The organism is Luteococcus sediminum (assembly GCF_054783495.1).
The window spans coordinates 174,465-195,040 of record NZ_BAAGQL010000022.1; the positions used below are offsets into that span (position 1 = coordinate 174,465).

Annotated in this window: 22 protein-coding genes and 1 tRNA gene; 14 read left to right on the plus strand and 9 right to left on the minus strand. The window is 66.5% G+C overall.

Going from position 1 to position 20,576, the window contains the following annotated elements; all coding sequences use genetic code 11:
- Positions 1-407: 407 nt before the first annotated feature.
- Both ACYVKA_RS13175 and ACYVKA_RS13180 read left to right on the plus strand, forming a co-directional pair.
- Entirely contained in the window at positions 408-1,544 is a 1,137-nt protein-coding gene (locus ACYVKA_RS13175) for a PEP-utilizing enzyme (RefSeq protein WP_460706059.1), read from the plus strand.
- Positions 1,541-2,104 carry a hypothetical protein gene (locus ACYVKA_RS13180; protein WP_460706061.1) on the plus strand — a complete coding sequence of 188 codons (564 nt, stop codon included), beginning with the start codon at positions 1,541-1,543 and terminating at the stop codon, positions 2,102-2,104. The genes ACYVKA_RS13175 and ACYVKA_RS13180 overlap by 4 nt, the downstream gene beginning before the upstream one ends.
- Positions 2,105-2,140: 36 nt before the next feature.
- Here the strand turns inward: ACYVKA_RS13180 and ACYVKA_RS13185 are convergent, their stop codons facing one another.
- Positions 2,141-3,217 (minus strand): tocopherol cyclase family protein, encoded by a 1,077-nt coding sequence (locus ACYVKA_RS13185; RefSeq protein ID WP_460706063.1) that lies wholly within the window; start codon positions 3,215-3,217, stop codon positions 2,141-2,143.
- Between the two features lie 48 nt (positions 3,218-3,265).
- Here ACYVKA_RS13185 and ACYVKA_RS13190 point away from each other — a divergent pair, with 48 nt between their 5' ends.
- The 3 genes from ACYVKA_RS13190 (at position 3,266) to ACYVKA_RS13200 (ending at position 6,144) form a co-directional block, all read left to right on the plus strand.
- Entirely contained in the window at positions 3,266-3,988 is a 723-nt protein-coding gene (locus tag ACYVKA_RS13190; protein ID WP_460706065.1) for a glycerophosphodiester phosphodiesterase family protein, read from the plus strand.
- A 32-nt stretch (positions 3,989-4,020) separates the two neighbouring features.
- Positions 4,021-5,034, plus strand: a complete 1,014-nt coding sequence (locus ACYVKA_RS13195; protein WP_460706067.1) for a 1,4-dihydroxy-2-naphthoyl-CoA synthase — start codon at positions 4,021-4,023, stop codon at positions 5,032-5,034.
- Between the two features lie 162 nt (positions 5,035-5,196).
- Positions 5,197-6,144 (plus strand): type IV toxin-antitoxin system AbiEi family antitoxin domain-containing protein, encoded by a 948-nt coding sequence (locus tag ACYVKA_RS13200; protein ID WP_460706069.1) that lies wholly within the window; start codon positions 5,197-5,199, stop codon positions 6,142-6,144.
- Positions 6,145-6,231: 87 nt separating this feature from the next.
- Here the strand turns inward: ACYVKA_RS13200 and ACYVKA_RS13205 are convergent, their stop codons facing one another.
- Positions 6,232-6,714, minus strand: a complete 483-nt coding sequence (locus tag ACYVKA_RS13205; RefSeq protein WP_394275936.1) for an NUDIX domain-containing protein — start codon at positions 6,712-6,714, stop codon at positions 6,232-6,234.
- A gap of 199 nt (positions 6,715-6,913) precedes the next feature.
- On the opposite strand from ACYVKA_RS13205, the gene ACYVKA_RS13210 reads away from it, so the two are divergent.
- Entirely contained in the window at positions 6,914-8,320 is a 1,407-nt protein-coding gene (locus ACYVKA_RS13210; RefSeq protein WP_460706071.1) for an NAD(P)/FAD-dependent oxidoreductase, read from the plus strand.
- Positions 8,321-8,402: 82 nt separating this feature from the next.
- On the opposite strand, the gene upp is transcribed toward ACYVKA_RS13210, so the two are convergent.
- Positions 8,403-9,044 carry a uracil phosphoribosyltransferase gene (upp, locus tag ACYVKA_RS13215; protein WP_460706073.1) on the minus strand — a complete coding sequence of 214 codons (642 nt, stop codon included), beginning with the start codon at positions 9,042-9,044 and terminating at the stop codon, positions 8,403-8,405.
- A 145-nt stretch (positions 9,045-9,189) separates the two neighbouring features.
- On the opposite strand from upp, the gene ACYVKA_RS13220 reads away from it, so the two are divergent.
- The 3 genes from ACYVKA_RS13220 (at position 9,190) to ACYVKA_RS13230 (ending at position 10,542) form a co-directional block, all read left to right on the plus strand.
- Positions 9,190-9,897, plus strand: coding sequence for a tRNA adenosine deaminase-associated protein (locus tag ACYVKA_RS13220; protein WP_460706075.1), 708 nt, complete (start codon positions 9,190-9,192; stop codon positions 9,895-9,897).
- 26 nt (positions 9,898-9,923) lie between these two features.
- The gene (locus tag ACYVKA_RS13225; RefSeq protein WP_460706077.1) at positions 9,924-10,349 is read left to right on the plus strand and encodes a nucleoside deaminase; all 426 of its coding nucleotides are present in this window, start codon (positions 9,924-9,926) and stop codon (positions 10,347-10,349) included.
- 105 nt (positions 10,350-10,454) lie between these two features.
- Positions 10,455-10,542: transfer RNA gene (locus ACYVKA_RS13230), tRNA-Ser, on the plus strand.
- A 231-nt stretch (positions 10,543-10,773) separates the two neighbouring features.
- Here ACYVKA_RS13230 and ACYVKA_RS13235 read toward each other — a convergent pair.
- The 3 genes from ACYVKA_RS13235 to ACYVKA_RS13245 form a co-directional block, all read right to left on the minus strand.
- Entirely contained in the window at positions 10,774-12,063 is a 1,290-nt protein-coding gene (locus tag ACYVKA_RS13235; RefSeq protein WP_460706079.1) for an IS256 family transposase, read from the minus strand.
- Positions 12,064-12,325: 262 nt separating this feature from the next.
- Positions 12,326-12,619, minus strand: a complete 294-nt coding sequence (locus ACYVKA_RS13240; RefSeq protein WP_460706081.1) for a hypothetical protein — start codon at positions 12,617-12,619, stop codon at positions 12,326-12,328.
- 280 nt (positions 12,620-12,899) lie between these two features.
- A complete protein-coding gene (locus ACYVKA_RS13245) occupies positions 12,900-13,514 on the minus strand; it encodes a hypothetical protein (protein ID WP_460706083.1) in 615 nt (204 codons plus the stop codon).
- A 445-nt stretch (positions 13,515-13,959) separates the two neighbouring features.
- Between ACYVKA_RS13245 and ACYVKA_RS13250 the strand changes: the two genes are divergently transcribed.
- From ACYVKA_RS13250 to ACYVKA_RS13265, 4 genes are all read left to right on the plus strand, one after another.
- Positions 13,960-14,229 (plus strand): site-specific integrase, encoded by a 270-nt coding sequence (locus ACYVKA_RS13250; protein WP_460706085.1) that lies wholly within the window; start codon positions 13,960-13,962, stop codon positions 14,227-14,229.
- Between the two features lie 33 nt (positions 14,230-14,262).
- Positions 14,263-14,451: a hypothetical protein gene (locus ACYVKA_RS13255; protein WP_460706087.1), complete on the plus strand. Its 189-nt coding sequence runs from the start codon at positions 14,263-14,265 to the stop codon at positions 14,449-14,451.
- A 354-nt stretch (positions 14,452-14,805) separates the two neighbouring features.
- Positions 14,806-15,012, plus strand: a complete 207-nt coding sequence (locus ACYVKA_RS13260) for a hypothetical protein (RefSeq protein ID WP_460706089.1) — start codon at positions 14,806-14,808, stop codon at positions 15,010-15,012.
- A gap of 247 nt (positions 15,013-15,259) precedes the next feature.
- Complete coding sequence (locus ACYVKA_RS13265; protein WP_460706091.1) at positions 15,260-16,441, plus strand: HNH endonuclease; 1,182 nt, start codon at positions 15,260-15,262, stop codon at positions 16,439-16,441.
- Here the strand turns inward: ACYVKA_RS13265 and ACYVKA_RS13270 are convergent.
- The gene (locus ACYVKA_RS13270) at positions 16,399-17,409 is read right to left on the minus strand and encodes a DNA cytosine methyltransferase (RefSeq protein ID WP_460706093.1); all 1,011 of its coding nucleotides are present in this window, start codon (positions 17,407-17,409) and stop codon (positions 16,399-16,401) included. The two genes, ACYVKA_RS13265 and ACYVKA_RS13270, sit on opposite strands and share 43 nt — an antisense overlap.
- A 677-nt stretch (positions 17,410-18,086) precedes the next feature.
- On the opposite strand from ACYVKA_RS13270, the gene ACYVKA_RS13275 reads away from it, so the two are divergent.
- Positions 18,087-19,601 (plus strand): potassium/proton antiporter, encoded by a 1,515-nt coding sequence (locus ACYVKA_RS13275; RefSeq protein ID WP_460706095.1) that lies wholly within the window; start codon positions 18,087-18,089, stop codon positions 19,599-19,601.
- 58 nt (positions 19,602-19,659) lie between these two features.
- On the opposite strand, the gene ACYVKA_RS13280 is transcribed toward ACYVKA_RS13275, so the two are convergent.
- Both ACYVKA_RS13280 and ACYVKA_RS13285 read right to left on the minus strand, forming a co-directional pair.
- Positions 19,660-20,172, minus strand: coding sequence for a LytR C-terminal domain-containing protein (locus tag ACYVKA_RS13280; RefSeq protein WP_394275941.1), 513 nt, complete (start codon positions 20,170-20,172; stop codon positions 19,660-19,662).
- 39 nt (positions 20,173-20,211) lie between these two features.
- Positions 20,212-20,505: a type II toxin-antitoxin system VapB family antitoxin gene (locus tag ACYVKA_RS13285; protein ID WP_394275942.1), complete on the minus strand. Its 294-nt coding sequence runs from the start codon at positions 20,503-20,505 to the stop codon at positions 20,212-20,214.
- Positions 20,506-20,576: the final 71 nt, after the last annotated feature.

Genomic DNA, 20,576 nt, shown 5'->3' on the forward strand with positions numbered 1-20,576 from the left:
GGGCGAGGTCGAGATGGTGCTGGTCAACGGCTACGCCTACTACCACCACAGCCACAAGGGACTGCGACGCCTGCTCACCCACGGCAGCCGCACCCTGACCGCCCTGCGCGGCCGCAGCCCCCACGACCCCGAGACGCTGGCCACCGTCGCAGAACCCGCCCATCACGCGGTCCTGGACGCCTGGCGTGGACGCGAGGTCGCCACCATGCCCAGCCACGAGCTGCTGCGGGGAACCCAGGAGCTGCTGGGTGCCGCCTGCGAGCACTACAGCTGGCTGCAGGCCTGCCTGCCGCTGGCCAGCAGCTCCGAACTGCCCTTCGCCCGGCTCTACACCGGACTGGCCAAGCAGATCGGCGGCCCCTCGGTGAACACCTTCCTGCGCGGCTACGAGACCCACCGCGTGCGTCGTGCCCGCTCACTGCGCGCGCTGGCCGAACAGGTGCGGCCAGTACCCCGAACTGACCGCCGCCATCCTCGAGGGGCGCGAAGCCGACGAGCTGGAAGGAATGGAGGGCCTGGAGCAGGCGCGGGAGGCCTTCGCTCGCCACCTCGCCGAGCATCCCCGCCCCGGGCGCAACCTGGACCTGTGCGTCCCGCTGGACTCGGAGGACCCGACGCGGTCCGTGCAGGCCCTGCAGCCACACCTCGACGGCGAGGCGCCCGATCCCGACGAGGAGCTCGCCCGCCGCGCCGAGGAACGCGAACAGGCCACCCAGGACCTCTTCCAGCGCCTCGACCCGGCCCGTCGCGCCATCCTGCAGCCCCTGCTGGAGAAGGCGCAGGCCGCCACCCCTGCCCGCGAGGATGCCCTGGTAGGAGTGGTGGCCGGTTGGCCCCTGATGCGCCGCATGATGCTGGAGCTCGGCCGTCGCCTGGTCGACGTCGGCGCCCTGCAGCAGGCCGGCGACGTCTTCTGGCTCCACCTGGACGAGGCACGCGAACTCGCCGACCACCTCGACGCCTTCGGTGGCCACACCCACAGCCGCAACGACCTGGTGCAGCAGCGACGCACCACCTGGCGCGGCCAACGCAGCGCCGAGGCCCCCGCCCTGCTGCCGCGTCACGCCTGGAACCGGATGTTCACCCGCTTCGTGCCCGCCATGGAGAGCCACCAGCGCGGCCCCGTCATCAAGGGCTTCGGCGTCAGCCAGGGCCGCATCACCGGCCCCGCCCGCATCATTCGCGGCCCCCAGGACTTCGAGACCATGCGACCCGGCGAGGTGATCGTCTCCCCGGCCACCACGCCCGCCTGGACCCCCTTGTTCGCCACGGCCGCCGCCCTGGTCACCGACGTCGGCGGGCCGCTCTCGCATTCCTCGATCGTCGCCCGCGAACACGGCATCCCCGCCGTGCTCGGCACCGGCATCGCCACTCGCCGCATCCGCAATGGCATGCTTGTCACCGTCGACGCCGACCGCGGGAGCGTCACGATGCCCGAGGGTGAGGACCCGATCGAGACCGGATTCCGCCCCAAGGTGCCCTACAAGTTCGCCATGGGTGGCGCTGCCGCCGCCCTGGCTCTGGTCCTGAGGAAGATGCTGTGAGAGCCCGACTCGGCGCCTGTCTGGTGGCCCTGCCACTGATCCTGGCCGCCAGTGCCTGCAGCGACGGCGACCAGACCGAGGAACCGACCGCCCCCGGCCAGGTGGAGCTGGGCTACGCACTGCCCGCAGGCATGAAGGAGGTGGCGATCCCCTCGGCCACCCCCACCGCCGGCATGCAGTACGACATCAAGCTGTTCACCGGCAAGAACGACTGCGAGCTGCGCGTGGTTCGCATGAAGCTGCCCAAGGGCGACGGCACCGAGGACCAGGACGCCACCTACAACATGCTCGGCGCCATCATGGAGTCCTCCGGGGTGCAGGACTTCACCACCAACGGCCACATGCTGCCCGGTGAGCCCGGACCGGTCCCGGCGCTGTCGGTGAGCGGATCGTCGAAGGATCTGGACCTGCGCGCCGCCGGACGGATCAGCAATGACTCGCTGCAGGGCTTCCAGATGGTCTACGGCTGCAAGAAGGGCACCCTGGACCAGAAGACCTGGCAGGCACTGGTCGATTCGCTGAAGGTCGACGACTTCAAGGGCTCGCTCAAGATGCACTGAGGCGGCCCGGGCTCCCTCCCGGGGCCGGCCACGGCCTCAGTCGCGGCGCGGCAGCGGGTTCCCGGCTCGCTGGGCCAGCTGTGCCTCGGCCAGCTCCCGTCCACCATCCTCCAGCGCGGCCAGGTTGCTGATTCCCTGCCAGTACGGACGCCCGTCACGGAACAGACGCACCTCCAGGTGGCCGAGCTGTGCCTCCACCGCGCCCGGCGCCAGGGCACGCTCCTCCACCAGGGGCACCGGCAGCACGAAGGCCTCCTCCAGTGGCGCGGCGGCGTCCACCTCGACCCGCCAGCCGCGACGGCGCCCACGCAGCCGCCAGTGGCCGTCGCCCACCGTCGCCACGACCGGGCTCGTCCCCGGATTGCCGAAGCGCAGCTGCTCGCCGTCGGGGGTGCGCACCACCAGCGCCGTCACCGTCGTCGACAGCCGCGCGTCACGTCCCGGGCGCCCCAGGTGGATCCGGCCGCCACCGAAGGCAACACAGGCCGTCGGCTCGGCGAAGCCCTGCGCCTGGCCCCACCACCACTGCACCGGGAAGCCGCCCCGCCCCCAGTTCTTCTCCGCATAGACCTGGGCGTCGTCGAACTCCCAGCGGGTGCTGCCGTCGTCGAAGACCCCCGAGGCGCTGCCGCCCAGCACCCACGGATGCCAGTACTGGTTGAGCCGGGGCACCATGCCGAAGACGTCGGAGCCGCCCAGCCGTCCCTGCCACTCGTCGAGACGGTCGAAGCGCAACTCCAGTGAGGTCGAGCCCAGGCGAGCCTGGAGGGACTCGCGGGTGGCGCGGAAGTGGCCCTCGTCGCCCCGCATCGAGATCCGCAGGCCTCGCTCGTCGCCGGCCACCGACGACAGCGTCGCCGTGGTCAGCGAACGTGCCGGGTCGGCGGCGATCCCGACGATGCCCCAGGGCTCGCCCTGCCGGGGCGTGTTCAGACCGGCCAGCGCCAGCGCCACGCGCCCCGAGGCCGGGTCGCTGATGCGCCAGAACCAGCCGTCCATGCTGACGCCACGGGCCGCCACCAGGTCGCCGCCGGGCAGCTCCGCCCCCGTCGCCCGCCAGCTGCGTCGCAGACCTTCACCCAGAGTTCGTCGGAGACCGCCGATCGCGTCCATGGCCCCACCCTAGGCTGGGAGTGATCCCGTCCGAGTCTGGAGGCAGCAATGACGAGCAAGATCTGGGCCCACCGCGGCGCAAGCGCCGAGGCACCCGAGAACACGATGGCGGCCTTCCGGCGTGCCATCGAACTGGGGGCCGACGGCATCGAGCTCGACGTGCAGCGCAGCGCCGACGGGCGCCTGGTGGTCATCCACGACGAGACCGTCGACCGCACCACCACCGGCAGCGGCCGGCTCGTCGAGATGACCTGGGAGCAGATCGAGCCGCTGCGCATCGTCGAGGACGGCCGGGAACTTCCCGACGAGCGGCTGCCCCTGCTGGAGGAGGTGCTGGAGCTCGTCGCCCCCGCCGGCCTGGAACTCAACATCGAGCTCAAGGACGGCCTGGAGCCCTATCCGGGCATGGATGCCCAGGTGGTGCAGGCCGTGCGCGTGGCACGGATGACCGACCGGGTGATCCTCAGCTCCTTCAACCACGTGCAGTTCCACGGCTCCCGCGCCCTGGGGCTCCCCCTCGGCCTGCTCTATGTGGAGCCGCTGTGGGCGGTGGAGGACTATGCCGCCCGCTTCGGCGCGGCCGCCGTCCACCCCGACTTCCGCACCCTCGCCGAGCCCGGGCTGCTGGAGCGGCTGCGCGCCGAGGCGATCGCGATCAACGCCTGGACCGTCAACGAGCGCGCCGACATCGAGGCGATGCTGGCGCTTGGTGTCGACGGGATCATCACCGACGAGGTGGCCCTGGCCCTGGAACTGCGCGACGGGCACTGAGCCGGCCGGGGTGGCCCGATAGGCTCCCGGGCATGAGCGAGCAGAGCGGCAATCCCTTCAAGCCCGAGCTGTGGGACGAGGTGCCCGGCTTCGGCTTCACCGACATCACCTACCACCGTGCCAAGAACGTGCCCGCCGTGCGCGTGGCGATCAATCGCCCCGAGGTGCGCAATGCCTTCCGGCCGCACACCGTCGACGAGCTGTACACCGCCCTGGAGCACGCCCGCACCAGCGCCGACATCGGCTGCGTGCTGCTCACCGGCAATGGCCCCAGCGCCAAGGACGGTGGATGGGCCTTCTGCTCCGGCGGCGACCAGCGCATCCGCGGCAAGGCCGGCTACCAGTACGAGAGCGAGGGGGGGCGACCCCCCTCGAACCCCCCGACGGACTCGAGCGCGCCGGCCTCCGCAGGCTCCGGCCTGCCCTCGTCGCACGAGGGTGCCGCCGCCAACGACGGTTCCGCCAAGCCCTCGCCGATCGACCAGGCCAAGCTCGGCCGCCTGCACATCCTCGAGGTGCAGCGCCTGATCCGCTTCATGCCCAAGCCCGTGATCGCCCTGGTCAACGGCTGGGCGGCCGGCGGCGGCCACTCCCTGCACGTGGTCAGCGACATGAGCCTGGCCAGCGCCGAGCATGCCCGCTTCAAGCAGACCGATGCCGACGTCGGATCCTTCGACGCCGGCTACGGTTCGGCCTATCTGGCCCGGCAGGTGGGGCAGAAGGTGGCGCGCGAGATCTTCTTCCTGGGCCAGACCTACGACGCCCAGCGCGCCTACGAGATGGGCACTGTCAACAAGGTGGTGCCGCACGCCCAGCTCGAGGACGAGGGCCTGGAGTGGGCCCGCATCATCTGCGGCAAGTCCCCGACGGCGCAGCGCATGCTCAAGTACGCCTTCAACGCCATCGACGACGGGCTGGTGGGCCAGCAGATCTTCGCCGGTGAGACCACCCGCCTGGCCTACATGACCGACGAGGCCGTCGAGGGGCGCGACTCCTTCCTGGAGAAGCGCGATCCCGACTGGTCCAGCTTCCCGTACTACTACTGATCGCCAACCCCTGACCTGCCCCGCGGGCTCAGTTGGTCAGACATGTGTGGAGCCGGTGCAACACATGTCTGACCAACATGCGGTGGTTCGGGTGTTGGCCAGGTGTTGTCCGTGCCCCGGCAGCCCTTCCGTGAGCCGTGGGGGTACGGGAACGATCAGTGCATGGCCCCACGTGCACCCATCCCCGAGTCGCTGCTCCAGTTGGCGCGGGCCCAGGCCGGTGCCGTGACTCTCGAGCAGTGCCGGATGGCGGGCCTGCCTCGAACTGGCCTCTCGCGCCTGGTTGCCGAGGCTCTGTGGGTGCGCGCTGGCCGAGGGCTGTACGTGACGCATCCGCTGGAATGGGGCGAGTCCACCCGCCAGTGGCTCGCCCTGCTGGCTGGCGGCGAGGCCGCAGCGCTGGGCATGGAGACCGCGGCCGCCTTGCAGGGTTGGCGTCAGCCCTCCCGCACGGTTCACGTCGTGGTGCCCTGGAGTCGCCGCGTGGTCCAGCCCGGTCCGTGGCTGAGCCACGCCACCCGCATTCCCTTCCGCGCCGTCGGTGATCCGCCCCGTACCACCGTGGAACGCACCGCTCTCGACCTGGTCCGGGCCGATCCGTCGAATGCCAGTGCAATCCTCGCCGATGCCGTGAACTCGCGTCGCACCACCGCCACCCGGATCCTGCAGGAGCTCGAGGCCTTCGGCACCTTCCCTCGCCGTGATGTGGTGCGCGCCATCCTGGGAGACGTTGGGGACGGCGCGCTCAGTGTGCTGGAGCTGATGTGGCTGCGCGAGGTGGAACGTGCCCATGGCCTGCCGCGCGGCCAACGCCAGAGCAGTAACCGGGTCGGCCTGCGCGACATCACCTACGGTCGGCTGGTGGTGGAGCTCGACGGCAGGCTCGGCCACACGGGAGCCGGAGCCTTCAGGGACATGCACCGGGACAACCTCCATCTCCTCCAGGGAGAGCCCACGCTGCGCTTCGGCTTCCATGACACCGACACCCGGCCCTGTGCGTGCGCGGCGATGGTGGTGGCAGTTCTGCGCAGGATGGGCCACGGCGTCGACTGGCACTCATGCCGCCGGGGCTGCGTGGAGTCCGAGGCCCTGTTGGACGGCGTCGCCTGAGGCTGGCGTGACGGCTGGTCAGGATTGTGCTGCACCGATGCCACACAACTCTGACCATGACCGCGCACGGCCGGCTCGGGGCGAGCTTCAGCCCACGACGCCCCCGACGCGGTGGCCGTCCTCCAGGTAGACGCAGCTGCGGGCCTCGAGCCCCACGGCGACGCGGCGGCTGATCGCCGGGCGCAGCATCTCCAGTGCCTCGGGAACCGGTGCGAAGCGGAACCCGCTGATCTCCTCGGGCTGCACGCGGATGCGTCCGAGGGCGGCGGGCGACAGGGTTCCGCAGTGGAAGAGGAAGCGTAGGCCCAGCTGGCGCCCGACGTGGGGACGGGTGTCGACGGCCACGAGCCGCCCCCGCCGCACGAGCAGGTTGGTCTCCTCGTGCACCTCCCGGCGGCAGGCCTGCCAAGGGGACTCCCCGTCATGCTTCATCGCCCCGCCGGGGATGCTCCACCCGCTCTTGTGGGTGGGCTTGACCACCAGCAGCCGGCCGCAGCCGTCGAGCAGGATCGCGCCGCAGCTGACCGGGACGGTGGGTGGGGGCAGGGGAACGTTCTGGCGGGATGGCACCAGCACAGCATGCTGCACACGGCCCCTCGCCCGCACGCGCAGCCGCTCGCGCCGAGGCCCGCGGGGAATCTGTGGGGAGCGCGCGGGCGACCTGTGGGCTGAGAGCGAAGAATGTGACCATTGCCACAATTGCGAGCTAGCCTCTGGAACGATCAAGAGTTCAATGGCCCGTGCAGCTGCGGGCCACGACAGGAGCACCATGAGCAAGTCCCGCCCGCACGTCGTCATCATCGGATCCGGATTCGGCGGGCTCTTCGCGGCCCAGCAGCTGGCCGACGCCGAGGTCGACGTGACCATCGTGGCCAAGACCACCCACCACCTCTTCCAGCCCCTGCTCTACCAGGTGGCCACCGGAATCCTGTCGCCCGGCGAGATCGCCCCGCCCACACGCGAGATCCTGCGACACCAGAAGAACGCCCGGGTGCTGATGAGCGAGGTGACCGCCATCGACATGGACGCCCGCGAGGTGGTGGCCGAGGCGCTGGGCAAGACCAGCACCATCAGCTACGACTACCTGGTCGTCGCAGCCGGCGCTGGCCAGTCCTACTTCGGCAACGACCACTTCGCCATCTTCGCGCCCGGCATGAAGTCCATCGACGACGCCCTGGAGCTGCGCGCCCGCATCTTCGGCTCGCTGGAGGTGGCCGAGCTCACCGAGGACGCCACCGAGCGCGGGCGTCTGACCACCTTCGTCGTGGTCGGCGCCGGCCCCACCGGTGTGGAGATGGCCGGCCAGATCCGCGAGTTGACCAGCCACACCGTCAAGGACGACTACAAGAACTTCGACCCGGCGAGCTCACGGGTGCTGCTGGTGGATGCCGCCGACAAGGTGCTGCCGCCCTTCGGGGGGAACCTGTCGGCCAAGGCGCAGGAGCAGCTGGAGAAGATCGGCGTCGAGGTGAAGCTCGGGGCCATGGTCACCGGGGTCGACGCCGACGGGGTGGAGCTCAAGTACTCCGATGGCACCTCCGAGCGCATCGAGTGCGGCTGCAAGGTGTGGGCCGCCGGTGTGCAGGCCAGCCCGCTGGGCAAGATGATCGCCGACCAGTCCGAGGCGACGATCGACCGCGCTGGCCGCGTCGAGGTGGACAAGGACTGCGCGGTGCCCGGGCATCCCGAGGTCTTCGTCGTGGGCGACATGATGAGCCTGGACAAGCTGCCGGGCGTGGCCCAGGTTGCGATCCAGTCGGGCCGCTATGTGGCCGACAAGATCCGTGGCCAGGTGGAGGGCAAGCCCGTGACGGCCCCCTTCCGCTACCGCGACAAGGGATCGATGGCCGTGATCAGCAAGTACAGCGCCGTGATGAAGTCCGGCAGGCTGGAGCTGACGGGCTTCCCCGCCTTCGTGGCATGGCTGGGGCTGCACCTGCTCTACATCGTCGGCTTCAAGGCCCGCTTCACCACCCTGGTGCACTGGGCGATCGCCTTCTTGAGCACCGATCGCAGCGAGCGGATCACCACCCGTCAGCAGCTGGTGGGGCGCCTGGCGCTCAAGCAGCTGGGCAGTGACTTCCAGCCCACCATCACCGGCACCCAGAACCCCTCGCGGATCGAACCCAAGCTCGCGGTCAGCGACATGGAGGAGCCGGACGAGCACCGTCTGTGAGCCAGTCCCGGCACGTGCCGGGTGAATGACGACTCGGGCCCCGCGATGGATCGCGGGGCCCTGGTCGTGTGCTGGAGGGGGGTCAGTCGGCCAGTCCGTAGAGGCGGTCGCCGGCGTCGCCCAGTCCGGGGACGATGTAGCCGTGCTCGTTGAGTTTCTCGTCGACGCCGGCGATGACCAAGGTGCAGGGCACCTCCAGGTCGGCGACGAGCTTGCGGAAGTTCTCGATGCCCTCGGGGGCGGCGAGGATGCAGATGCAGGTGATGTGGTCGGCGCCGCGGTCCACCAGGAACTTCACGCAGCCGCCCAGCGAGCCGCCGGTGGCCAGCATCGGGTCGAGCACGTAGCACTGGCGTCCCGACAGGTCCTGGGGGAGGCGTTCGGCATAGGTGACCGGCTGCAGGGTCTCCTCGTTGCGCACCATGCCGACGAAGCCGACCTCGGCGGTGGGCATCATGCGCATTATGCCCTCGAGCATGCCTAGCCCGGCGCGCAGGATCGGCACCACCAGGGGCTTGGGGTTGCTCAGTGTCAGGCCGCTGGTCACGGCGACGGGGGTCTCCACGTCGACGGGGCTGACGCGCACCTCGCGGGTGGCCTCGTAGCTGAGCAGGGTCACCAGTTCCTCCACCAGGTGGCGGAAGGTTGGTGAGTCGGTCTTCTTGTCCCGCAGCAGGGTGAGCTTGTGGGTCACCAGGGGATGGTCGAGTACGCGCAGTTCCACGCCCCTACTGTCCCACACGGGCCCGGTCGCCGACAGTCGGGAGTGGGTGCTGATGGGGTGCGCGTGTGCGGGCTGCGTCGGCGGGCGATTTGGGGTTGACTGGTCTGGGAGGATGGTCGTGGAGCACGTTGGCGAAGGAGGAGTCGTGACCGCATTCGACGATGAGGTGGATCCCTTCGAGACCAGGGACGCAACGCCGTCGCACTATCTGGAGGAGGACGTCGACGACTTCGACGTCGATGATCTCGACGAGGATGACGATGATCTCGACGAGGACGACTCGGACGAGGACGACGACTCCGACGATGATGATGACGAGGACGACGACTCCGACGATGATGATGACGACGACTTCGACGACCTCGACGACGCCACTGCGGACGAGATCGACCTGGTGCTTGCCCTCTACCGTGAGGACGGCCAGCCGGTCGGCGTGCCGCTGGCGGTCGACCTGGCCAATGACCTCGACGAGTTCATCACCCAGCTGAGGCGCATCCCCGGTGACGGTGGGGCGATCGGCATGGTCTCGGTGGCGGGTGAGTTCTTCGTCCTGTGCCGGGTGCGCGGACGCACCGTCCAGGTGCTGCTGAGCGATACCGTCGCCGCGAATGACTGGCCGATCGCCCGCGACGTGGCCGACTACCTGGGTGAGGACATCCCCGACCCGGACGACGACTCCGAGCCGATGGGCGATGCGGAGCTCCTGGTGGACCTGGGGGTCTCCGAGTTCGACCTGGAGGCGATTGCCGACGACTTGGAGGAGGACTCCGACGAACTGCTGCGCCGCCTGGCCGTCCGGCTGGGTTTCGGGCCGCAGTTCGAGCACGCCAGCCACGCCACGCCTCAGCGCTGAGCGTGGCCAGCCGCTGGGACTGGGCCATGGGCCTGGCCCTCGGCCAGGCACGTCTGGCCGCCAGTCACGACGACATCCCCATCGGGGCCGTCGTGCTGGGTCCCGATGGCGAGGTGCTGGCATCGGCCGGCAATGAGCGGGAGCTGACCGGCGACCCCACCGGGCACGCGGAGGTGTTGGCGCTGCGCCGCGCCGCCGAGGTGCGGGGCGGGTGGCGGCTGGAGGGCTGCACCTTGGTGGTGACCCTGGAGCCCTGCACCATGTGCGCCGGGGCGATCGTGCTCTCCCGGGTGGAGCGGCTGGTCTTCGGCGCCTTCGACGAGAAGGCGGGGGCGGTCAGCTCGCTCTTCGACGTGGTCCGCGACCCGCGGCTCAACCACCGGCCCGATGTGCGCAGCGGAATCAGGGCCGAGGAGTGTGGCCGCCTGCTGCGCGACTTCTTCGGGCGCTGAGCCCCAGCCTGCGCCAGCCCTGGCAATCAGCTCAGGGCAACCGATCCCGGGATCCGTCGGGCCCCGAGTGGCGCGCGATCCACCGACTGTGGCACACTTCTTCGCGGTGACGTGTCTGAGCGGCCGAAAGAGCTCGCCTCGAAAGCGAGTGTGGTGAAAGCCACCGAGGGTTCAAATCCCTCCGTCACCGCCAAGTTAGTGTTACTCGAACCCTCTGTAGAAATACCGGGGGTTCGTTCACATTCTGGCTCTTGGACGCTCCGGAACGGCTCCTTGAGGTCTGAGCCGGTGGCAGAGACCTCGTCGAGGTAGAGCGCCTCGAAGAGCGCCTGACACAGCAAGCCCCGGACCTTGTCAGGGACATCAGCGTAGAGATCACCGATTTCCCGCAGCGAGGAATAGTCAAGACCTGTGGATTGATGTGTCAGGCGGCGTGAGCGTGGCCTCCTGGTTCGTCGGGTCGTTCGACGAGCTTGCCGTTGCTGAACTCCGCGCCGGCACGGACGAGCGCAACGAGGTGGGGTGCGTTGACGGCGCGCCAGCGGGCCTGGGCGGACTCGATGAGCTTGAACGCCATGGCGATGCCGGCGGCGCGGGAGCCGGGGCCTTTGGTGACCCGCTGCCGGAGCCGGACGGTGGCGAAGGTCGACTCGATCGGGTTCGTCGTTCGTAGGTGGATCCAGTGCTCGGTGGGGAAGTCGAAGAAGGCGAGTAGGACGTCGAGGTCGTCGACGACCTTCGCGACGGCCTTGGGCCACTTCGCGCCGTAGTTGGCCGCGAACGCCTTGGCTGCGGCCCGCGCGTGGTCCTTGTCCTCGGCGTTGTAGATCTCCGCCAGGGCGGCCTTCGCCCCGGGGTGCGCCGACTTCGGCAGGGCGGCGAGAACGTTGCCGAGCTTGTGCCACCAGCAGCGCTGCTCCTTGGTGTCGGGGAACACCTCGCGCAGCGCCTTCCAGAACCCCAATGCACCGTCCCCGACGGCCAGCACCGGTGCGCGCATCCCGCGGCGCTTGCAGTCGCGGAGTAGGTCGGCCCACGACTCCGAGGACTCGCGGAATCCATCGGACAGGGCGACGAGCTCCTTGGTGCCGTCGAGGCGGACGCCGATCATCACCAGCAGACACACCTTGTCCTGCTCGAGGCGGACCGTGAGGTGGATGCCGTCGACCCACAGGTAGACGTAGTCGCTCTCGGCGAGCGACCGGTTGCCGAACGCCTTGGCGTCGTCTTGCCACTGGACGGTGAGGCGGGTGATGGTGGCCGCAGACAGGCCTGCGGCGGAGCCGAGGAACTGCTCCAGCGCGGGCACGAAGTCGCCGGAGGACAGGCCGTGCAAGTAGAGCAGCGGGAGCACCTCGGCCACGCCTGGGGACTTCCTCGCCCATGCGGGCAGGATCGCCGAGGAGAACCGCTTCCGCTCCCCGGTGGCCTCGTCGATGCGCTTGTCGTTGACCCGCGGCGCACGCACCGGCACCGCCCCAGCCGCGGTCGCGACCTCCCGCGGGTCGTGGAAGCCGTTGCGGACCACCAGCCGGTGCCCGTCCTCATCGACCTGGTGCTGGTGTGCCTCGACGTAGGCGGCAACCTCGGCCAGAAGCGCCGCCGCGAGCATCTGCCGCGCACCGTCGCGGGCGAGCTCGTCGAGCAACGACCCACCGACGGCCGCCGGGACGTGCTCCTGGGACCCGTTCTCCTCGTGGACTATCTTGAACATGGACGTACCTTCCCGAGCCGGCGCGTCAACGCCGACCACGATCCGAACTTGAGCATGGGCTTCGATCTTGCTCGGGAGGTACGTCTCCTCTACGTCACCTCGCCGAGAGCCATCCACAGGTTCTGATCATTGCTCTCCCGCAGCAGCTCGATGCCGGTGCGCAGCACGTCCATCCCGACCGCGAGTCGTTCGTCAGTGTCTCGCTTCTCGTCGTGGAGTCGCTCCCGATCCCACCCATGTCTCGCCGTGATCTCCTCTCGTCCTACGACTTGCGCGGGCGGGTGGTGGTCGTGGAGCTGGGTGCCTTGGCCGGGGTGGCCTCGGCGGTGGCTCCGAACAGCAGGGACAGTGCTCCCTGTTGCTCGAGGGCTTCCCGGTCGATCCCTTCGCGCAGGGCGTCGGCCTTGGCGGAGAGATTCTGGTCGCTCGACATGACCTGGATCTGGGTCTCGATCGCCTGCCGGATGGCATCAGTGAGCGAGACGTCGGCGAGCTTCGCCAAGATGACCAGACGTGCGTGCACGTCGTCATCGAGGCGGATGGCGAGTGTCTTCATGACACACCTTCCTTTCTGGGCTTGCCCCAGCTGCTCCCGTGCGGGGAGCGCTGGGCCACCTCCTCGGGGTGGAGTAGCCGCCGAACCGCTGAATGGGTTCGAGGGTGCGGCTACTGGCTCCCGGGGAGCACTTGGGAGGGGATCTGGGTCCGTAGTAGACTTAGAGATCCTCAGCGATTCCTATTGACGTGCCCCGAGGGGCGGCGCATACTAGCAGCATGAAAGGAGGACGGAATGGCACGATTTGGCGGCGCAGAAGGCTAATCTAATAGCGAGGGATTCACCCGATGTCACGGGATACTGAATACCCATAGACCTTATCCACCTCAGCATTCTTGATGCCGAGGTGGATTTTTGTGAGCTTTTTTCGTTCTCCGCGACGCGTCACATCCGGCTTCGGACTATCTTGAAATCCGGTCACACGAACATCTCGCGTCAAGAAGGTGTGATCCATCAGAATCGTCGACGAGAACTCCTCCATCTGGCGCCGAAAAGTCCACCGCATCTCCTCGGGAAGCCCATCCAGAATGTCTGCTGAAAACTTCGGCCAAGTGATGGAGAGACGCAATGAAACTTGCGAGTTCGGAGCTAGGTCTGGTGAGAAGTGGAGGAAGACGCGCAGTTGTTGCCCTGACCATTCGGGAATGGTCACAATTCGGACACCCTCAGATCCGTCCTCATTGAGATGGTAGGCGGAGACTCTTACGCGGCCATGCACTGAGCTGCTGAGGTGACTATCCGAATTCCTGTAAGTCAGGTTCCAGATCGCTGGTACTGCCTCTGAGCCGGCACGCACAGTAAGGTCGCGTTGGATCTCTGTGTCCCCGTGTTTGGTGATCATGACATTCTCATGCCAACTCACGATGTGGAATAGCAGGCGGTCATTCTCCTGCATGTCTTTAGCTCTTTTCCCGTACCCAGCTAGGACTCTCTTCGCCTCACTTAGCTCTCGACGCATGTACCGACGGCTCAGGCCAAGGGCTACAACGGCGAAGACTGCAACAACAAGGGCGAGCAGCAGGCTCGGCCACAACCCGAACGGGAGTACATTGCTCAGCCCCAGTACGGCCAGCACGACAGTCAGGACTGTCCCGCCTGTACCAATCCATCGGAGATGACGATCACGGACCTGATCCTCAATCCAATCGCTAATGCTGTCAATATGCTGTCGCACGGCGCCCCCTCTGACAGACAACAGAACCCGTGATGTACAGCATGGCCCAGTTTTATCGGACTCGTCAGGTATCTCACTGGTTTGATCGGAACACCCACACCCCTCCCTCCGGAATCTCAGTGAACGAGACCTCCCCACTGAGCCGCATGTCCTCAGCGAAGGCCTGGTGGTCGATGCGATCCCGGGGTCCTGGCAGCGGTTCTACGACACGTGCGAGAGCATTTTGCTGGATTACAGCTACAACACGGCGCGTGCCTACTACGCTGACCTCCAAGACATCTTCGAGTGGGCTGTGGCGAGGGACAAGGATGTTCTGGCTTTGACTGAGCGAGACATCCGGCAGTACTGCGCACTGCTTAGGCGGAGGAAGTACAGCGAGAACACGATCCGGAGGAGGATGGTGACGTGGGGGAAACTGTCGAGCGAACGTACTTAGGCGCACAGCGCACTATTTACGAGGAGATCCGCTGTGGGTAAGTATGATGAGCATGTGATACGCGCCGAACAAGCACTCGCAGAAGCGGAGGCCGAATACTCGGCAGCAGTCATAAAGATGGCCGACGCTGCTCCGGGTGTGCGGGAATTTGTCCTGGGAAATATCCAGTCCCGCATCGACGAAGCGAAGTGGATGATAGAAACATTCTCCTCGGCTGGATGAAGTCCAGCAGCGGCTCTTGAGAGGAGGTGAACAAAATGGAAAAGACCAACGGCTTGGATCAGTTCTACTCCCAGATGAATAAGGGAGGGAAGATCGAGTATTTCGCGGATCGGAGTGGGCGTCCGACGATGTACCGGCCACACGCGCATGTAACTCACCGTGGAGGGGGTTTTGTAGATATCGTTGCCACAGACAAGGATGGTAGACACGTCTGGCAAACTACGCTCAGGAATCCTAATGGGAACGATGTCAATCGTGCTATTTCGGATGCTTGGAGGCATCTCTAGAGATTGACGCCAACCGTGCGCAGGTGTAATATAGAAGCATATGACTCGAGATGACCTTGAAGCTATAGTGAACGCGATTGACGGTGCTGAGAATCGACTTTCGTCAGGGATTGAGGGTCTTAGAGCAGAACTCGATATCCTGTCGAGCAAGCTTGGTTTTCCGCCGAAGAACTTCGAAATCGTCGAAGAAAGTTCAGCGCTCATCAAGGCGAGGCGGCGTCTAGCGTCGGATGCTTCTGACGAACAAGAGTTAGCAAGCCAGTCGATGAAGTGATACTGGGCGGCGTTGTTGGGATTGCGCCGCTCAGTATCTTTTTGTTTCGGTTCACTTCCTGATGGCCTCGTTGATTTGTGCGGAGTAGTGCTCCCAATCTCGCAGCAGCAACACTAAGGTCTAGCTGTTACACATTCGCTCGCTCGCCAAGACAGAAGTCCGGTGCCCCGAAGGTTCGGTGTGTCCAGGCGGTAGCCATGCGAGGTTGTGCCAGACTGTTGTTAGCAGCTATCAACAGTGAGGCATCATGCACATTGGGTTCCGCACCTCTCAGGGTCGAGGGGAGTACGAGGTCGTCGGTACTCACAGTGGCTACACGGCAGCGAGCCTTGAGGGCTGGTCCTTCTTCATGCTTTGGCCCGACGGGGTGGCGCGCGATACGAACCTGTGGTTGGATCCTGCCGGTAGTGGGAAGCCTCGACTGCGCTCATTAGTGAAGCCACCCATCCAGATCGGGCGGATCGTGGCACCGATGCTCCTTCTGCCTGACCCCACGAGGTCGCGTGACTCCGCTCGTGCTGAAGTTCCAATCATTCGCGCCAAGAACTTTGCGGTCACTCAAGTGGGGTTCAGCCCGGAGAGTGACTTCGCAGGGGCTGCAGACCGAGTCACCTTCAAGCCGTCTTGGATTGAGGTGGCCAACCCAGCCGGAACAGAAGCCATCGGTGTGGAGTCGCGTTGGCGCCGGATCCAGGCGGTCTATGCCGACCTGGGTAAGTTGCCTGTCGATGTGGCCGCTTGTATGGCCAACCACCAGGCAAAGCTGTCGAGTGGCCAGCCGATTGATAGCAGTCTGACCTCAATCGTGACGAGACTTCGTGGTGCTCTCGCTGAAGTTCGAGGCCTTGGCTATGGCCGGGACTACGATCCGCTTCCAGCGCTGGAGCAACTTCTCGGCATTCCTGTGTATGATGGCCCGTCGCTCCCGCCCCCGAATGAGCTGTCAGAGGATGAGCCGGAGATCAGTACTAGAGCAGCGTTTCAGTATCGGCTGAGCAAGATCCGAGGGGCAACTGGTAAGGCGTTCAGTCTTGAGGTGCGCACTGCCTATGGACATCGTTGTGCCTTCTGCGGGGCGCGGCTGAGTGGACTCGATGGCATTCCTGCGGGTATCGATGCCGCCCACATCTTGGCATGGAGTAAGCATGACCTTGACGTGGTCTCGAACGGAATCGCACTTTGCAAGCTTCACCACTGGGCGTTCGATGCCAGCATCATGATGCCCGTGCAGGATAATGGACGCTACTCTGTGCAGTTCACCACGCTGGCGGATCGCCTTGATAGCTTCAGCTTGGCGCGCCTAGGCGACGAGGGAATGCTCATCAAGGACGAGTGGCTTCCTGCTGATCCGGCCCACCGACCGAGCGCGAAATATTTGCAGCTACTCTATGCAGACTTGGGTGTCTCGTTCAGGGAGGAGTTCCGCTGAGACAGTAGCCGCTCACCCATCACACTCATGATGCGTTTGCCGATCCACTCAGCCACTGGAACTGATACGGCATTACCACATGCGTGATAGCGCGCAGAGTCGAGGGTGTTTTCGTTGCCCATCTCGTGAGTCGGCATAGTCCAGTTGTCCGGGAACCCCTGGAGGCGCTCCGTCTCGAGCGGAGTCAATCGCCGGACACGGCCTTCCGGGTATGAAACATAGTTGCGGGACCAGTCCGTGCCAGTGTGTCGTGCTGACTCGGCATAGAGGCAGTGCGCAAGCTTCTTTACGTATCCTCGCTCAGAATCTCCAACGCTGATCGCAAAGGGGGAAACAGATTTCTTCCCATTCGATCGGCTCTTCTCAGAATCCCGGTCGCCGCATTCTGGCTCAAAAAGTACCTGTCCGGCACCGACTGGGTCTCCAAGAGATCCGACAACGAAGACTCTTGATCGGCTTTGGGGGATGCCGAAGTGTCGACTGTCAAGTACTCGCCATGCGAGGCCATACCCGATGTCGGCCAGCGTCCGTAGGATGATCGCGAAATCTCGTCCATCGTGGGAAGAGAGGAGTGCCGCAACGTTTTCGAGGACGACAACTTGGGGGCGACGCTCTGCAATGAGTCCAGCAAAGTCATAGAAGAGTCCTGATTGCTTTCCTCTAAGACCGCTTCTTGGACCCATGCGAGCGAGACTGACGTCTTGGCACGGGAATCCTCCCGCCCAGATTTCGGCGTCGGGGATGTCATCGGCGTTTACCTCCTGGATGTCTGAGACTCGGGGAACCTCGGGCCAGTGCTTGTGGAGAATGTCGAGACAGAACTCCTTCTTCTCGCACTGCCAGACGGTCTCCATGTCTGCATTCTCAAAGCCCAGGTCGAAGCCACCGATACCGGCAAAGAAGCTAGCCACGCGGACCTTCGGGCTCTCGTCCTGGGGCTTTGCTGGTACCAACTTGCTGATCGTCACGGCTTCCCTTCCTGTCTGTCTGAGCTTGTCAGGGACGCTACCCGGCAGGTCTGACAAGACTAGACATGGGCAACTGTACCCAAGGCCACCAGGATCCAACGGAGGCGCGCAGACGAGGGTGGCAAGCGTACCCTACATGCTGGACAGTGAGGATCGCGACCGCCGATGCTTCAGCACGTACTTCGACACCGAACTCTGCGAGACACCGTACTTCTGGGCAACGGCGCTCTGGCTCATGCCGTCTTTGCAGTCCTGAACCATCTGGGCTACTCGGTCTGGCCCGATGACCACCGCCAGCTTGCGTTTGACCTTGATGTCGCGGGCGGGGCCTCGCGGTGAGGCGGTTCGTGCGGCGTTCAGCGCTCGCTGGAGCGCGGGCAGATCGTAGGAGTACCTGGAGTAGGCCTTCAGTGTCTCCGCCAATGAGAAGGGGCTCCCGGATTCCGTGAGCCCCTTCTGGCATGTCTGGGCGACGAGGGATCCCCGGCTGGTGTCCAGGAACCACATCCACAGCGGTCCTCGCTGCCCAGGCGGCATTGATGGCTGCTGTGATGTGGTTTGCGGACGGGCCCCCCAAGACGGCCAGCCCGATGCGCGGGTCGGCACAGCAGCTGTGCGGTGGCGCGCGAGCCGAGCAGGTTGGCGATGGGCCGGGTCCGGGGGCGCCTTCTGGAACAATGGAAGCCATGCCCCCCATCGACCTCGCCCTGCTGGTTGGCGGTGTCATTACCCTGGTGGCGGTCGTCGCAGCCAGGACGGGTTCCCGGCTCGGACTGCCCGCGCTACTGCTCTTCCTCTTCCTGGGCATGGCCCTGGGCAGTGGTCCGGCCCCGATCAACTTCGACGACGCAGACCTGGCCCATGGCCTGGGTTTTGCGGCGCTGGTCTTCATCCTGATCGAGGGCGGTTTCTCGACCAGGTGGGAGACCATCCGGCCGGCCGTCGGTGCCGCCGGCGTCCTGGCCAGCCTTGGCATCGGGGTGAGCATCGCCCTGGTGGCGCTGTTCGGCCACTTCGTGCTCGGTGTGCCCTGGGCGGTTGCCGTGCTGCTGGGGGCGATCACCGCACCCACCGACTCCGCTGCCGTCTTCGCGGTGCTGCGGGGGGTGCCGCTGCCCAGCCGGGTGCGGGCCATGCTGGAGGCCGAGTCCGGGCTCAATGACGCCCCCACGGTGCTGCTCGTCGCGGCTGCTTCCCAGCTGGCCCTGGGCAATGCCCCGCACGGCGGCTACTGGGGCCTGCTGGGGGTGGTGGTCTTCGAGCTGCTCGGTGGCATCCTGCTGGGGCTGGCCCTGGGCGCTGCCGGCGTCTGGGTGCTGCGGCGGCTGGCGCTGCCCTCCTCGGGCCTGTACCCGCTGGCGGCGATGGCTTGGGCGGTGGTCACCTATGGCGGGGGCGTGAGCGTGCACGTCTCGGGATTCGCGGCCGTCTACGTGTGTGCGGTGGTGCTGGGCAATGGACAGCTGCCGCACCGCCACGCCACCCGCTCCTTCGCCGAGGGGGTGGGCTGGATCGCCCAGATCGGGCTGTTCGTGATGCTCGGCCTGTTGGCCGACCCGGGACGCATCAGCCTGCGGGAGGTGGTGGTCGGGGTGATGATCGGGCTCTTCCTGACCCTGGTGGCCCGCCCGCTGACGGTCTTCGCGAGCCTGTCCTGGTTCCGCGTCCCGCTGGCCGAACAGGTCTTCGTCTCGTGGGCGGGCCTGCGCGGCGCGGTCCCGATCATCCTGGCCACGGTGCCCCTGTCGGAGCGGGTGCCGCAGGCCGACGACCTCTTCGACATCGTGGTGGTCTTCGTGATCGTCTTCACCGCCCTGCAGGGGCCGACCCTGCCCTGGGTGGCGCGCAAGCTGCGGCTGGCCGACCCCAATACCGCCAGCGACGTGGACATCGAGGCGGCGCCGCTGGACAAGATCAATGCCGAGCTGCTGCAGGTGCGCATCCCCGAGGGTTCACGCCTGGCGGGGGTGACGGTGCGCGAGCTGCGGCTGCCGCGCAATGCGGTGGTCTCGCTGGTGATCCGTTGTGACCGCTCCTTCGCCCCGCACGGCCAGAGCCGGCTGGTGGTGGGCGACGAACTGCTGGTGGTGACCCCAGAGCGGCACCGTCGCGAGGTGGAGAACCGGATCACCGGCATCGGACGTGGTGGACGTCTGGCGCTGTGGACCGAACGCGATCCCCAGTCGCACTGAACGGGCTCCTTGCACTGACCGGGCAGTGCGCACCGACCGGGCAGTGAGCCCGGCAGGATCAGGCCTCGGGAGTGGCGACGGCCGGAGGCAGGCAGACGGTGGGGCCGTCGACGGCGACCTGCTTGGGGGCCGAGGCGGTGAAGCCGGTGTTCTTGTTGCCCACCAGCACCTCGACGCTGTGGTCGGCGCGGCCGTCGGCCTTGACCGTGGCGTCCTTGAAGAAGCCGGCCACGAGCTTGACCTCGGGATTGTTCACGTCGGCACCGATTACCTGGGTGTGGTTGACCTCGACCTCGGTGTTTCCGGTCTTGGTGACCGTGAAGCCGGCATCGCGCAGCTGCGCGGCGACCTTGGTGGCCAAGCCGTGGGTGCTGCCGCCGTTGTAGACCTTGACGCCCACCTGTTTGGCGGTCAGCGCCTTGCCGACGCTCTGCTCGACGCAGGGGACCAGCGGGGGCGGGGGTGGCGGGGCCATCACATTCCTGTATCCCCAGCGGGCGCCCAGGACCAGGAAGGCGAGCAGCGCGAGCAGGGTGACGGGCGTGGCGAGCATGCGCGCATACCGCTGCACGGGAGCCTCCTTCGTCGGGTGGGTCGAGCTGGGGGAAGCCTACTTCAGTTCCAGCACGCGGGCGTGCACGGTCTGGCGTTGCTGCAGCGCAGCGCGCAGGGCCCGGTGCAGGCCGTCTTCCAGGTAGAGCTCCCCGCGGTACTTCACCACGTGGGCGAACAGGTCGCCGTAGAAGGTGGAGTCGTCCTCGAGCAGTGCCTCCAGGTCGAGCATCCGCTTGGTGGTGACCAGCTCGTCGAGGCGTACCTGGTGGGGTGCGATGGCGGCCCACTGCTTCTGCACATAGCCATGGTCCGGGTAGGGCCGGGACTCACCCACACGCTTGAAGATCACGTCTCGAGCCTAGCGGGCAGAAGGTCCCACGGCATGGGGTGGTGCAGATCGTGTGTGTCACCACCGACGGG

Bases quoted from the DNA above. Each gene is read 5' to 3' on its own strand.
- ACYVKA_RS13190 (WP_460706065.1), top strand. From the start codon at position 3,266: ATGACGAGCAAGATCTGGGCCCACCGCGGCGCAAGCGCCGAGGCACCC.
- ACYVKA_RS13200 (WP_460706069.1), top strand. From the start codon at position 5,197: ATGGCCCCACGTGCACCCATCCCCGAGTCGCTGCTCCAGTTGGCGCGG.
- ACYVKA_RS13225 (WP_460706077.1), top strand. From the start codon at position 9,924: ATGGGCCTGGCCCTCGGCCAGGCACGTCTGGCCGCCAGTCACGACGAC.
- ACYVKA_RS13275 (WP_460706095.1), top strand. From the start codon at position 18,087: ATGGAAGCCATGCCCCCCATCGACCTCGCCCTGCTGGTTGGCGGTGTC.
- ACYVKA_RS13240 (WP_460706081.1), bottom strand. From the start codon at position 12,619: ATGAAGACACTCGCCATCCGCCTCGATGACGACGTGCACGCACGTCTG.
- ACYVKA_RS13235 (WP_460706079.1), bottom strand. From the start codon at position 12,063: ATGTTCAAGATAGTCCACGAGGAGAACGGGTCCCAGGAGCACGTCCCG.
- ACYVKA_RS13210 (WP_460706071.1), top strand. From the start codon at position 6,914: ATGAGCAAGTCCCGCCCGCACGTCGTCATCATCGGATCCGGATTCGGC.
- ACYVKA_RS13245 (WP_460706083.1), bottom strand. From the start codon at position 13,514: ATGCAGGAGAATGACCGCCTGCTATTCCACATCGTGAGTTGGCATGAG.
- ACYVKA_RS13185 (WP_460706063.1), bottom strand. From the start codon at position 3,217: ATGGACGCGATCGGCGGTCTCCGACGAACTCTGGGTGAAGGTCTGCGA.
- ACYVKA_RS13195 (WP_460706067.1), top strand. From the start codon at position 4,021: ATGAGCGAGCAGAGCGGCAATCCCTTCAAGCCCGAGCTGTGGGACGAG.
- ACYVKA_RS13265 (WP_460706091.1), top strand. From the start codon at position 15,260: ATGCACATTGGGTTCCGCACCTCTCAGGGTCGAGGGGAGTACGAGGTC.